General features: G+C 43.8%; 18 protein-coding genes. 16 read left to right on the forward strand and 2 right to left on the reverse strand.

Annotated elements, in window-relative coordinates:
• Position 1 precedes the first annotated feature (1 nt).
• From ligK to Q8W40_RS19255, 14 genes are all read left to right on the forward strand, one after another.
• Positions 2–709, forward strand: a complete 708-nt coding sequence (gene ligK / locus Q8W40_RS19190) for a 4-carboxy-4-hydroxy-2-oxoadipate aldolase/oxaloacetate decarboxylase (protein WP_305399462.1) — start codon at positions 2–4, stop codon at positions 707–709.
• Positions 706–1,755 carry an amidohydrolase family protein gene (locus tag Q8W40_RS19195; RefSeq protein ID WP_305399464.1) on the forward strand — a complete coding sequence of 350 codons (1,050 nt, stop codon included), beginning with the start codon at positions 706–708 and terminating at the stop codon, positions 1,753–1,755. Before ligK ends, Q8W40_RS19195 begins: the two co-directional genes overlap by 4 nt.
• Entirely contained in the window at positions 1,752–2,159 is a 408-nt protein-coding gene (gene ligA, locus Q8W40_RS19200; protein WP_305399466.1) for a protocatechuate 4,5-dioxygenase subunit alpha, read from the forward strand. Before Q8W40_RS19195 ends, ligA begins: the two co-directional genes overlap by 4 nt.
• Positions 2,152–3,018 (forward strand): class III extradiol dioxygenase subunit beta, encoded by an 867-nt coding sequence (locus tag Q8W40_RS19205; protein ID WP_305399468.1) that lies wholly within the window; start codon positions 2,152–2,154, stop codon positions 3,016–3,018. The genes ligA and Q8W40_RS19205 overlap by 8 nt, the downstream gene beginning before the upstream one ends.
• A gap of 1 nt (position 3,019) precedes the next feature.
• On the forward strand, positions 3,020–3,973 hold the full coding sequence (locus Q8W40_RS19210; RefSeq protein WP_305399470.1) for a Gfo/Idh/MocA family oxidoreductase: 954 nt from the start codon (positions 3,020–3,022) through the stop codon (positions 3,971–3,973).
• A gap of 25 nt (positions 3,974–3,998) precedes the next feature.
• On the forward strand, positions 3,999–5,015 hold the full coding sequence (locus Q8W40_RS19215) for an aldo/keto reductase (protein WP_305399472.1): 1,017 nt from the start codon (positions 3,999–4,001) through the stop codon (positions 5,013–5,015).
• A 224-nt stretch (positions 5,016–5,239) separates the two neighbouring features.
• Positions 5,240–5,497, forward strand: coding sequence for a hypothetical protein (locus tag Q8W40_RS19220; protein WP_305399474.1), 258 nt, complete (start codon positions 5,240–5,242; stop codon positions 5,495–5,497).
• A gap of 189 nt (positions 5,498–5,686) precedes the next feature.
• Positions 5,687–6,145 (forward strand): GNAT family N-acetyltransferase, encoded by a 459-nt coding sequence (locus Q8W40_RS19225; protein ID WP_305399476.1) that lies wholly within the window; start codon positions 5,687–5,689, stop codon positions 6,143–6,145.
• 240 nt (positions 6,146–6,385) lie between these two features.
• Positions 6,386–6,748, forward strand: a complete 363-nt coding sequence (locus Q8W40_RS19230; protein WP_305399478.1) for a VOC family protein — start codon at positions 6,386–6,388, stop codon at positions 6,746–6,748.
• 340 nt (positions 6,749–7,088) lie between these two features.
• Positions 7,089–7,889, forward strand: a complete 801-nt coding sequence (locus tag Q8W40_RS19235; protein ID WP_305399480.1) for an N-formylglutamate amidohydrolase — start codon at positions 7,089–7,091, stop codon at positions 7,887–7,889.
• Complete coding sequence (locus Q8W40_RS19240; RefSeq protein ID WP_305399481.1) at positions 7,886–8,518, forward strand: DUF2268 domain-containing putative Zn-dependent protease; 633 nt, start codon at positions 7,886–7,888, stop codon at positions 8,516–8,518. The genes Q8W40_RS19235 and Q8W40_RS19240 overlap by 4 nt, the downstream gene beginning before the upstream one ends.
• A 195-nt stretch (positions 8,519–8,713) precedes the next feature.
• Positions 8,714–8,932, forward strand: a complete 219-nt coding sequence (locus tag Q8W40_RS19245) for a VF530 family DNA-binding protein (RefSeq protein WP_101113680.1) — start codon at positions 8,714–8,716, stop codon at positions 8,930–8,932.
• Positions 8,933–8,949: 17 nt separating this feature from the next.
• Positions 8,950–9,426: a GNAT family N-acetyltransferase gene (locus Q8W40_RS19250; RefSeq protein WP_305399483.1), complete on the forward strand. Its 477-nt coding sequence runs from the start codon at positions 8,950–8,952 to the stop codon at positions 9,424–9,426.
• 40 nt (positions 9,427–9,466) lie between these two features.
• Complete coding sequence (locus Q8W40_RS19255) at positions 9,467–9,967, forward strand: GNAT family N-acetyltransferase (RefSeq protein WP_305399634.1); 501 nt, start codon at positions 9,467–9,469, stop codon at positions 9,965–9,967.
• 35 nt (positions 9,968–10,002) lie between these two features.
• Here Q8W40_RS19255 and Q8W40_RS19260 read toward each other — a convergent pair whose 3' ends face one another.
• Positions 10,003–10,452 carry a TerB family tellurite resistance protein gene (locus Q8W40_RS19260; RefSeq protein WP_305399484.1) on the reverse strand — a complete coding sequence of 150 codons (450 nt, stop codon included), beginning with the start codon at positions 10,450–10,452 and terminating at the stop codon, positions 10,003–10,005.
• A 395-nt stretch (positions 10,453–10,847) separates the two neighbouring features.
• On the opposite strand from Q8W40_RS19260, the gene Q8W40_RS19265 reads away from it, so the two are divergent.
• A complete protein-coding gene (locus Q8W40_RS19265; protein ID WP_101113684.1) occupies positions 10,848–11,135 on the forward strand; it encodes a UxaA family hydrolase in 288 nt (95 codons plus the stop codon).
• A 17-nt stretch (positions 11,136–11,152) separates the two neighbouring features.
• Complete coding sequence (locus tag Q8W40_RS19270; protein ID WP_101113685.1) at positions 11,153–12,319, forward strand: UxaA family hydrolase; 1,167 nt, start codon at positions 11,153–11,155, stop codon at positions 12,317–12,319.
• A gap of 140 nt (positions 12,320–12,459) precedes the next feature.
• Here Q8W40_RS19270 and Q8W40_RS19275 read toward each other — a convergent pair whose 3' ends face one another.
• Positions 12,460–13,179, reverse strand: coding sequence for a GntR family transcriptional regulator (locus Q8W40_RS19275; protein ID WP_305399488.1), 720 nt, complete (start codon positions 13,177–13,179; stop codon positions 12,460–12,462).
• Positions 13,180–13,192: the final 13 nt, after the last annotated feature.

A 13,192-nucleotide genomic window follows, 5' to 3' on the forward strand; every position in this document is an offset into this window, starting at 1 on the left:
GATGACCCATTTAATACAAGGCGTCGCAGTAAGAAATATCAACAGAGCGAATAGAAAAACTATTGAAGCGTTAGGGCAGTGCGGAGCAGCAACAGTCCATGAAGCGCAGGAACGTATCGGACACCTCAGTTCGGAATTAAGGCCCATATACAGAGGCGCAAGGATTTCAGGCAGTGCAGTAACCATTTTGGCTCAGCCCGGTGACAATTGGATGGTTCACGTTGCGATAGAGCTCTGTGAACCGGGCGATATTTTGGTGATCGGTACGACATCGTCTTCCGATGATGGCTACTTTGGCGATTTATTAGCGACCTCGGCGCAAGCTAGAGGAGTGAAGGGATTGATTATCGATGCTGGTGTACGCGATGTGCGAGACCTTGAAGAAATGGATTTTCCAGTTTGGTCAAGGGCGGTATCGATTAAAGGAACGGTCAAAAATACTCTCGGTTCGGTCAACGTTCCGATTGTGTGCGGTGGTCAAATGGTGATGCCCGGTGATGTGGTGGTCGCTGATGACGATGGGGTTTGTGTCGTTCCTCAACAGTTGGCAGAAACCACGTTAGAAGCCGCCCAACAGCGTGAGGCAAACGAAGAAGAAAAACGTCAAAAATTGGCGAGCGGCGTACTGGGTTTGGATATGTATAACATGCGTCCCAAATTAGAAGCGGCTGGATTCCAATACTTAGATTCATTGGAGGATCTGAAATGAATGAAAATGCGTTAGTGATTGATTGCCATGGGCATTACACCACGGCACCGAGTGAGCTCGGCGATTACCGAGAGCAGCAGAAAAAAGAGCTCGCGGAAGATCCTCTTTTTGAACATGTAAAAGGCATAGTAGAAATCAGTGATGATCAAATACGCGAAAGCTTAGAAGGGGCTCAGTTAAAGCTTCAAACTGAACGCGGTTCCCACGTTACGATATTCTCGCCTCGCGCTAGCTGGATGGGGCACCACATTGGGAACCAGACGACCAGTAAATATTGGAGTGAGCATTGTAACGATCTGATTTATCGGATTACGCAGCTCTATCCCAAGAACTTTATTGGTGCAGCGCAATTGCCGCAATCGCCTAACTCCGATTTAAAAGCCAGTGCAGCAGAGCTAGAACGCTGCGTAACTGAATTGGGGTTTGTGGGCTGTAACTTAAGCCCAGATCCTTCGGGAGGGCATTGGACCGCTCCGCCGCTGGATGACCGCTATTACTACCCAATCTACGAGAAAATGTCGGAGTTGGGTGTGCCTGTCATGATCCATGTGAGTGGTTGTTGTCACCCTTGCTTCCATACAACAGGCTCGCATTACTTGGGCGCAGATACGGTAGCTTTTGAACAGTTGATGAAATCAAAAACACTGTTTAAAGATTTCCCCGATTTGAAATTTATTATTCCCCATGGGGGAGGCGCCGTTCCCTACCATTGGGGACGTTTCAGAGGCCTGTCCGATATGCTTGGGCTTCAACCATTAGAGGAGTTCATCAAAGATAATATTTACTTTGATACGTGTGTTTACCATCAGGAAGGCATCGACTTACTCAATGAGGTGGTACCAATAGAAAACATACTGTTTGCTTCAGAAATGTTGGGGGCGGTCAGAGGTATTGATCCTAAAACGGGTCACTATTTTGATGATACGAAGCGCTACATTGATGGCTTAAATTTATCGCAAGAAAACAAACAAAAAATACTGTCCGGGAATGTTCGGCAGGTTTTTTCTCGACTGGACAATCGATTAAAAGAGGTGGGTTTGTTATGAGAGACGAGCGTGATTACGACGATATTCCAGGTACTTATGTATTTGATGGTGAACAATCGCGAAAAGGCTACCATTTGAACATGTTTTGTATGTCTTTGAACAAGCAAGAAAATCGCGATGAATTTGAAAAGGATGAGCAAGCTTACGTCAATAAATACGCTTTGACGGAAGAACAAAAGCAAGCCGTACTGAACCGAGAATGGCTAGAAATGCTGAAGCTAGGAGGCAACATATATTACACCTTTAAACTGGCTATTTTCGATGGACTGACCATGCAACATGCCGGTGCCGCGATGTCGGGAACCGAGATGACGGTAGACGAGTTTAGGCAAATGATGCTGGACGGTGGACGCTCAGTAAAGGGGAACCGCAGTAAAAAAGAACAGGGGAATCAAAATGGCTAAAGTTATTGCAGGGGTAGGCACTTCTCATATCCCATTAGTGGGCGCCACAATGGACAACAACACAATGGCTGGCGACTATTGGCAGCCCTTTATTGAAGGTATTCAACCGGCTCGCGAATGGATGGAACAAGTAAAACCAGATGTGTGCATTATCGTCTATAACGATCACGCGTCCGCGTTCTCGCTTGAGTCTATCTCTACGTTCTCTATTGGGGTCGCGCCCGAATTTCAACCTGCCGACGAAGGGTACGGGCCCCGTAAGGTACCGGCGTGTAAGGGAAACTCTGAATTGGCGTGGCACATAGCCGAGTCTTTGATCCTCGACGAATTCGACATGACCATTGTTAACGAAATGCCAGTGGACCACGGTTTGACGGTTCCTTTGTCCATCATGTACGGAAAACCCGAGTCGTGGCCGTGCCAAGTCATTCCTTTGGCTGTGAATGTTGTGCAGTACCCACAACCTACGGGCAACCGTTGCTACAACTTAGGCAAAGCAATCCGAAAAGCGGTGGAATCTTTCCCTAAAGATCTGAACGTTGTGGTGTTTGGTACGGGTGGGTTGTCACACCAATTGCAAGGAGAGCGCGCAGGGTTAATTAACGTTGATTACGACATCAATTGGTTAAACCAATTTGTGAACGATCCGGAGTCTATTAAAGACACTCCGCATACCGAGTATATTCGAGAGACTGGCTCTGAAGGCATAGAAGCTATTATGTGGCTGGTGATGCGTGGTGCTCTGCAATCTAATGTGGATGAAGTTCACCGATTTACTCATGCCCCAATATCAAACACACACTATGCCATGACGCTGTTAGAAAATACCGCTGAGCGCGTAACAAAAAAAGGACGTTAGAATGAAAATTTGCCTAGTTGGAGAAGGCGCGTTTGGTCATAAACACCTTGACGCCATAAAAAACATAGACGATGTTGAAGTCGTAAGTATTGCTGGTGGCGTACAAGAAAGTACTGAATTAACGGCAAAAAAATACGGAATTGCGCATTGGACACTGGATCTAGAAGAGGCACTAGTGCAACCGGGTGTAGAAGCGGCCATCATTACTTCGCCAACACCAATTCACGCTAAGCAAGCTTTGCAAGTAATGAAAGCGGGCAAGCACGTGATGATAGAAATCCCGATGGCGGATTCATTGGCGGATGCGGAATCCATCTGCCAAATGCAAAACGAGACAGGTTTGATCGCGATGGCAGGGCATACACGCCGTTTTAATCCTAGCCACCAATACGTCCACAACAAAATCAAACAGGGTGAAATGAGCATTCAGCAAATGGATGTACAAACCTACTTTTTCCGTAGGAAAAATTTGAATGCGTTGGGGCAACCAAGAAGTTGGACAGATCACTTATTGTGGCACCATGCCTGCCATACTGTGGATCTATTTTCTTATCAAACGGGTGAAGAAATCGTTCAAGTTCAAGCGATGGAAGGGCCTAAACACCCAGAGTTGGGTATTGCGATGGACATGAGCATTGGACTAAAAACAGAATCTGGCGCGATTTGTACACTGTCGCTTTCGTTCAATAATGACGGTCCTCTTGGCACATTCTTTCGTTATATTTGTGATAATGGCACTTACATCGCACGTTACGACGATCTTGTTGATGGCAAAGAAAACCCGATCGACGTTTCAAATGTCGATGTATCAATGAATGGAATCGAATTGCAAGACAGGGAGTTCTTTGCGGCAATTCGTGAAAAAAGAGAGCCCAATGCCAGCGTTCATCAAGCGTTGTCTGCGATGAAGGTACTTGATCAAATTGAAAAAGTATTGAATCTCTCGAATAAATAAACAGCAATATCAATCAAGGATGAGTATGAAAACGCGACGTATAGGATCATTGAATGTGTCACCTATTGGGTTAGGGTGTATGAGCATGTCTATGGGATATGGTCCTGCAGACGACGCGACCTCGGCAAAGTTATTGAATCGAGCCCTCGATGTGGGGTATCGATTTTTGGATACCGCTTCGATGTATGGCGGAGGTCACAACGAATCTTTGATTGGAGAAACGCTTAGGTCGCGACGCGATGAATATGTGCTGGCGAGTAAATGTGGGTTTGTTAAAGACTCTCAAGGCAAAGCCATTATTGACGGACGTCCTGAAACGTTAAAGGCGCAATGTGAAGCCAGCCTGAAACGATTGAAAACGGAGGTTATCGATCTTTATTACCTTCATCGTTTGGATCCCAATGTGCCCATCGAAGAAAGCGTTGGTGCTTTAGGCGATTTAGTTCGCGAAGGGAAAATCCGAGAAATAGGGTTGTCTGAAATATCCAGTAGTACGTTAAGTCGAGCTCATAAGGAGTACGCCGTTGCAGTAGTTCAATCTGAATACTCGTTATGGTCTCGCACTCCGGAATTTCGCCTGTTACAAACCTGCACCGATTTAGGTGTTACGTTTGTTCCTTTTTCTCCCTTGGGGCGTCAATTCTTCACGGGTAAGGCATTGGATGTCACCCAATTACCTGACAATGATATTCGGTGTACAAACGCCAGACCGCGTTTTGAACCGCTTGCTTTTCAACAAAATAAGCAGCTGTTGGTCCCTTTTAAAAAGCTTGCGGAACAACTTGGGTGCTCTATGGCACAGTTGTCGTTAGCATGGCTGACGAATCAAGCCGATTCGAATGGCAATAAAACGTTAGTTCCCATTCCGGGCACTAAAACTATTCAATATATGGAAGAAAATATCGGCGCTTCCGATTTGGTATTGGATGAACAAACGCTCGTTGTGTTGGATCAAATGATCAACGAACAAGTCGTAGTCGGTCAACGCTATACAGATGCGATCATGTCTTCGACAGATTCAGAAAATGACCGAATGTTATGACCAGTTAGGGATTTGAGGAGCACTTTTAGATTGCATTGAGTTTTTTGTTTGAGGAGGTTTACAGCAAACGGCAATTTTCTGTGTTGGCTTTTTAGAGTGTCGGCTTGGGACAAGTAACATTTATATATATTTGAATGGATTCGCTAGCATCTTATCCCGAGTTCAAGTTAAATAACTCAATGCCTCTTATTTAGGCGTTGTATAAGTATGGAGAGACAACTGCATTGGAAGTGAAATTTAGAGGCTTTACTGAGTCTGACGGTGATGTATTAGAACGCATTCTTATTGAAAATGGTCAATTTGACTACCCAGAGGTTGAGGGAAAAAGCTCAATGAGAAGGGTATCTCAGTGTGATGGTGCGGTTTTTTTAGTCGCTGAAATCGAAGGGGTTGTCTGCGGATTTGCAAAAGGCTTTTATGACGGCTCTAGAGCTCAAATTCAACTGGTCTCTGATTCTCAAAATTTTAAAAAAGAGGCATAGGAACAAAGTTGATTGATGCTGTAATTGAAAAGTTACCGGTACACGTTATGTTGAAACAGACATCGTGATTGCTCAAGACTCGCTGCGAATATGTGGCATGATTGGCTTGCTTTAACTTTAAAATTCAATGCGAATTTTCGCTGCGAAAGTTTGTTGTATAGGGTTGATTTGGATAAGAAGGTTACAAGGGTGTATGCGAGAAAAGCAACGGTCGATGAACTAGAATTAATCTACATGATGGGATTCGACGTATGGGGCAATGGAATTTCTATGGCAGACTATCTCGATAGTTGTCGACTCAGCAAAAAGTACCAATCGGGCACTTGGTACGTGTTTATATTGAATGGTAATCCTGTTTCTTCCCTACTCGTGTATTCAAATCATTTTGGGCTAAAAAAGGGTTGCTTTGGTATAGGCTCAGTTGCCACCTCTCCTAAATTTCGGCGAAAAGGCCACGGTACAAAACTCGTCAGTTTGGTGAAAGAGAATCTGTTAAGTGTTCACCATGCCAAAGCAATTTATCTTCATAGCGATATCGATCGTAGATATTACGCTAAGCTCGGTTTTACGAGCGTTCAAGGTACCGATTGTATGTGTATTTCTAACGACCCATCTTATTTTGAAGGTCCAATACCTTCATACTTTTAACAATTAACCATTGCTTTACACGCTAATATTGGCTGCTGTCTTTTGCTCTCCAATATACCGATTCTTTGCATTGAATTTGGCTTCCAAATCATCAGGTTCATATCGATCTCCACCGCGATGTTTGTAGTGAAAGAGAAAATATCAACATACGCTCTAGCAAGGTTCCTAAACCACTACTGACACCCTCTGTCAGGGAAACAGTTCACTATCGGTTTTCAAATTAGTGGAGAGTATCAAGCTATGAAAATGAACTATTTCGTTGTAGGAACCAATAACATTGAAGCCGCGAACACATTCTATGATTCGCTATTCGAAAATACAGGACTAAGCCAAGTATTGGCGACAGATAGAATGACCTACTGGCAAGATGAAAACCAAGACTTTGCGTTTGCAGTGGCTATCCCTTTTGATAAGGAAGCCGCCACAAATGGAAATGGAACAATGGTTGGTTTTAGTGTTGGGTCCACCAATGAAGTAAAAAGGCTCTATGAAAAAGCCATTGAGTTAGGTGGTACTTGTGAAGGAGAGCCAAACCAACGTGGCCCTCGCTTTTCTGCGTATGTTAGAGATCTCGATAAGAATAAACTGGTTTTCTCTGATTAAATCGACAGGCTCTTAACATTTAAGACTCGACATACCGATGCTTTATATAGCTGACTGGGTGATTTGCCCAATCGCAACAGTACTTCAGAGCTTCTGCGTTATTCCAGCGCAGAAGCTTTTTGTTTTCTGAGCTTAGCTAGAAATCGCTCTTTCTTAGTTCTTCGATGTGCTTCTCAAAACTTCTATAAATCTTTTTGATGTGATTAGCTGTGTATACAGAGTGTGAGTATGATTGCCGCCATTAAATACCTATGAGTTTTGAGGTGGCTGGTTTCTCCGCGTCTCCTCTCATCCCAATACAACCAAGTTATTCGATGGATGACCATCAAGGAGTGAATAATTGCATTGGCTGAAAGTAAAGAAAGATCCTTCAACACCTTATATATTTAGCTTTCCTCACAGCGGTGTCGAGCTGTGTGAAGAGGCATTCAACAATTTATCTGACTTAGGTCGACGCTCTCTACCCAATATGGATTGGCACTTAAATGAGCTTTATGATTTTCTCGATGAATATAACGTAAACATCATTTCCACGAGCATGAGTCGATATGTGGTCGACCTAAATAGAGAGCTAAAAAAAGATCCGTTTGGCGAGTTTAAACAAGCCATCGTTTACGAGCGAAATACTTGGGGGGAGGAGATATACCTTACAAAGCCTTCTACCTCTGAAATTTCTAAGAGAATCGAATCCTTTTATCTTCCTTATCACTCCGCACTGGATGAACTGATAAAAAGCGCTATACAGCGATTCGGCGTTGCCTACCTAATTGACTTACACAGTTTTATGGGACCTATGAGCTGTGATATTTGCCTAGGCAATGTTTATGGAAAAAGTTCTTCGCCGGAATTTTTAGAGAAACTAAACACCTCATTTGAACGTAATGGCTTTGAAACCGAGTTAAACAATGTATTCACTGGAGGGTATATCACTGCAAAATACTGCAATAACCCAAATGTTGAAGCCATTCAAGTTGAGTTGCGTTACACCAACTATTTACCGAGTGAAGGGTGGGAGAGCAAAACGGTTCCCGATATCAACCAAGCCATTTTCAACAAAGCAAAATCAAGGCTTAAGCAAGTCTTTTTGGATTCAAACTTGATTAGCGAAAGTCAAAGCAAAGTGGAAGGGGGTGTTAGATGAAACTAACGATTTTAAATTCATCGGGAAAGCTTGATGGTCTGGATACAGAATTAGAATTCTACTTTCACCTTGCGTCTAAACCATTATGCAAATATTTCGATTTGGATGATGTCGACGTTACGCTAAGCCCCTATGAAAAAGGGGAAGCACCGAACTCAGGTATTGGTGGATGGGCGATCAATCGTTATCGTATCGAAATCATGTTGGATACAGACAGAGATGACGTCAAAAGCATCATTGCGAAAGAGTTTGGGGCAGTTCTGGCACACGAAGTAAACCATATCGAACGTATGAAGTTGGGGCTTCCTGGAGATACGTTAGCTGAAAACTTGGTTTACGAGGGGTTAGCGTGTCACTTCGAACAAAGGTTTAATGGTGGTGTGATTCCATCACTGTTTACTGGCATGGAAGACGTATGTTGGCGCAATCTACTTGAAGAAATGGAGCCCAATCTGGCTAGCAAAGACTTTAATTTTGCTGAATATTTCTTTGGTACCGATAACGGAAGATTTCCTAAATACGCTGGGTATTGGGTTGGTTTCAACTTAATTGCGCAATACATAGAAGAGCACGGTATCACCGAAGAAATCGCACTGAGTTTACCCGCGGATGCTTTTTTTCCTCAATGACGCTCTCGTTCGATTGCTTCGAAGGCGAAACAAAAGCTTGGAGCGTTAAATATAAACTTGGAGCGTTAAATAAAAACTCTGAGCGTTAAATAAAAGCTTGGAGCGCTGAACAAAACGCGTGGGTAGCCACTCAATGCCTGATATGATGCGTTCTTTGTGCCATTTCAGACTGCATGTTGATAGGAATAACGCTCCATGACTCAATCTCAACCAAATAACCCACTTCACGGACTCACGTTAGAAAAAATACTCACGCGGCTTGTTGAGCACTACGGCTGGGATGGGTTATATAACGAGATTAATGTGAACTGCTTTTACAATGACCCATCGATAAAGTCGTCACTCAAATTTCTAAGAAAGACCCAATGGGCCCGCGACAAAGTCGAGTCTCTTTATATCCAAACATTCAATTAAATTGAAGGATAAACGCAGTGCGGATAAGGAAAGCCACAGTAGAAGATGCCAGCCTCTTACTTGATTTGATTAAGGAAAAAGCAGAATTTGATCGCCAAATGAAAGGATTCTCTGGTGAAGTTACGACAACCGTAGACAAAATTGAATCAACACTATTTGGTCCCCAGCCTTTTGCTCATGCCATTTTGCTTGAGGTAGAAAATCGTGTACAGGGTTTTGCTTTGTACCATTACCGGTATTCGTCATTTAGCGGCACACCTTCTGTTTGGCTCGACGATTTATTGGTTGTGGGAGAGTATCGGTCTAAAGGATATGGTCGTCATATTCTGAAAACCCTATTTGAAATCGCCGAAGAACACTCCGTATCCCATATTTCGTGGACGGCAAGTCCGCTGAATAAACGTGCTCATCAATTTTATGTAGGGCTGGGTGCAACCATTGAGCGATGGGAAGGGGAGAGACCTTATTTCCATTGGCTTATAAATACAAAGTAATGGATTTAACATGAGTTGTGAGTTGGCAGGTGACGAAACGTTGAATATTGTTATTAGGGAAGCAGAGGTGTCGGACGCATTGGGCATCATCAACATACTGAATCCGATCATTGAAGAGGGGCGTTTTACCATATTGGATAAACCCTTTTCTCTGAAGGAAGAAGAAGCGTTTATTCGACAATTCCCAACGCGCGGTGTGTTTCAGGTCGCGGTATTAGAACAGTGCAATACTGTGGTCGGTTTTCAAAATGTAGAGCCCTTTGCAACGTATACTAGCGCATTCGATCATGTTGGTGTTATCGGTACTTTCGTGGATAGCCAATTTCGAAGGCAAGGTATCGCAAAGCAATTGTTTCAATCAACGTTCAATTCAGCGAAAGATAAAGGGTACGAGAAGTTGTTTGCGTACGTGAGAGGAGACAACGACAGGGCGCTGTCAACGTATCTAAATCACGGGTTTGAAATCATCGGGACAGCAAAAAGCCATGCAAAAATGCGTGGCAAGCTGATAGATGAAATATTGATTGAAAAGTTCCTCTAGGTAACCCGTCGTAGTCGAGGGGGATCTATCACTTATCACCTATCTCCCGTCACTTCCAATTTAGTCTTGATGAAATCTTTATGGTCAACATAGAGCAATTCAGCCGCTTTGCGGATGACGGATTCCTCTAAAGGATCCAAATGCTTGTCGGCGTAGGCGACCTCCCACAAAGCTTTGATGACAGCAATGCGTTCTGGTTGATCAAGGTGTCTGAGTTGAGAAGTAAACTCATAGAGAGAAGAGACATCTTTTGATTGATTCTTAGCTTGTTCCAATAAGGCTTTCGCTTCTGCTTCATCCACTTCGAGCACTTTCTTTAGCATGGACAAAGTGGCTTTTTCTTCCGATTCATCAATGTAGTGATCAGCTCCAGACACTTCAAAAAACAGTGAGGCAATGGCCAAATTGGGGTGGGTCGATTCGCCTGAATTCAGATCGCTGCCTTCAGTAAGCTGCTTAAAAATTTTAGATAGAGTAGAGATCATCTTTATCTCCTAACGATTGGCATTATTTAAACTTGAAGCTCTGATTAACTTTGGGGCAAAGACCGTCAATTGCAAGTTGCGATAGTAAATGATCCAAGTGTTGATCTTCTCATACTGATTTGGATGAAAATGATAATTTGAAGTAAATCACGATTATTGAAATTGGGTAAATGACGTATTTCTAAGATTTTTTGTCAATAGGTTGTTGAATGATAAAGATTTAAAATTAAGTTCACTCACATATCTTATGTCTTATATAAGACATAAGATATAAAATCCTATTGATTGCAAATTAATCGATTGGTACTTTGGATCTCAACATCAACAAGTCACAAGAACATATGCCTGAGAGAGGGTTTTCAGGTGGTCTAAATAACGCAACTAAGGACAGAGATATGAGCGAAACACACTTCCTAGTTCACGACGTAAACGATAGCGTGGGCGTAATGGTGGTTGAGAATGTTGTGAAAGGCATGCAAGTCACCGGATACATGATGGATACCGATGAAGAGATCGTTTTGACTGCACTGAATGACATTCCCCTTGGTCATAAAATTGCTTTGAGGGATCTTGATGTGGGCGACACCATTATCAAGTACAACGAAGACATGGGCAAAGTCGTGGAATCTATCTCTGCAGGCGGTCACGCTCACGTTCACAATATTAAAACCAAGCGCTGGTAATCAAAGGAGTGATAAAAATGAAACGTAATACATTTATGGGTTATCGTCGCGAAAACGGTCGAGTGGGCGTACGCAACCATGTACTGATTCTTCCGTTGGATGACATTTCAAACGCAGCGTGTGAATCCGTTGCCAATAACATTAAAGGCACCATCGCGATTCCACACGCATATGGTCGTTTGCAATTCGGTGCCGATCTTGATTTGCATTTTAGAACCATTATTGGAACGGGTGCGAATCCAAACGTTGCCGCAGTAGTGGTCATTGGTATCGAGCCAGGTTGGACACAGAAGGTAGTGGATGGCATTGCTGAAACGGGCAAACCAGTAAAAGGGTTTTCGATTGAGCAAAACGGCGACATTAACACTGTGGCTGCGGCGTCTCGTACGGCAAAAGAGTTTGTCCACTACGCGACAGCATTAAGCCGAGAGGAGTGCCCAATTAGTGACTTATGGGTCGCTGTGAAATGTGGTGAATCGGATACGACGTCTGGTTTATCTGCTAACCCAACTGTGGGTAACTTCATCGACAAGATGAACGAAGCGGGTGCGACAACATGCTTTGGAGAAACGTCGGAAATCACGGGTGCCGAGCAGATTGTTAAAGGTCGTGCGGCTACGCCAGAGGCCGGTGAGAAGTTTATGAAAACTTGGTCATCCTATAACGAGTTTATTCTGGCAGAGAAAACAAACGACCTTTCTGATTCGCAACCGACGAAAGGGAACATCGAAGGTGGCTTAACCACGATTGAAGAGAAAGCGCTCGGTAACGTGCAAAAAATCGGTAAGAAAACACAGTATGTAGACGTGTTAGAGCCAGCGGAAACACCAGCGAAAGGTCCTGGTTTGTACTTTATGGATACCTCTTCTGCCGCCGCAGAATGTAATACGCTACAAGCCGCTGGTGGTTATGCGGTTCACCTATTCCCAACGGGGCAAGGTAACGTTATTGGCAACCCAATTATGCCCGTGCTTAAGATCACCGGAAACCCAAGAACAGTGCGTACAATGAGCGAACATATTGATCACGATGTGTCTGCAATTTTGCGCCACGAGATGACGTTGGATGAAGCTGGAGATGAATTGATCGAAATGGTCATAGACACAGCAAACGGTCGTAATACCTGTGCTGAAGTTCTTGGTCATGTTGAGTTTTCACTCACGAAGTTGTACCGAAGCGCATAGCGATTTTCGAATCCACTGTTACTCACTCCCAAGCCTTTCGTTTCAGAAAGGCTTGGGAGTGCTTGGTTGAGGGAGCAAGCGCTCTACAGAAACTACAGAATTGGCAGAGGGATAGCGACGTAATTTTATCAGGAGTTCTTCTAGCTCAGTTCGTTCAAGTAACTATGCTGATCGGTATGGCAGCGCGTGACCCTAAGTTCCACCGCTTCTCCATTCAAAGCGTATGCCACGCGCTTGGCTTCTAGCAGTGGCGTTCCAGTCTTTATCTCTAGGTGAGTTTCTTCTATTTCGTTTGACAAAACGGCCCTCAGCTTTTCGATCACTTTAACCACAGACAACCCAAATTCACGCTGGTAAAAGCTATATAGCGTATTGGGAAGTTCATCGGTTAGCGGCATGTTAGCGAACAGCTTTTCTGGCAGAGAGATGGTCTCGTATATGACAGGCACACCTTCAAGTGCGCGAGTTCGAGTAATTCGAATAACTTGTTCTTCATCGGATAAATCCAACGATTCACTTTCGAGAAGAGTGGCAGGGTAGCGATTAAAGTCGAGTATTGTACTTTCAGGAAGGTGACGTTTCCCTTGTAAATCAACCAATCGAAAGAAGTGATAGAGCGGTTGTTCTTGTGTGTGTTCGGCTACGTAAGTGCCTTTACCTTGCCGACGAACCACCAACTTTTCAGCTGCCAATTCATCGAGGGCCTTCCTTACCGTACCTTGGCTGACTTGCAATTCATCCGCTAACTGAAATTCACTGGGTAAAGGACTACCCGGTAACCACACTTTATCGATCAATCTTTGTATCAAAAGCTCTTTTACTTGCATGTACAAAGGAAGAAAGTGGGTGGGTTTATTCATGAGATGTGTGCTC

This window comes from Vibrio penaeicida, assembly GCF_030689305.1.
GTDB classification, from domain to species: Bacteria; Pseudomonadota; Gammaproteobacteria; order Enterobacterales; family Vibrionaceae; genus Vibrio; species Vibrio penaeicida_B.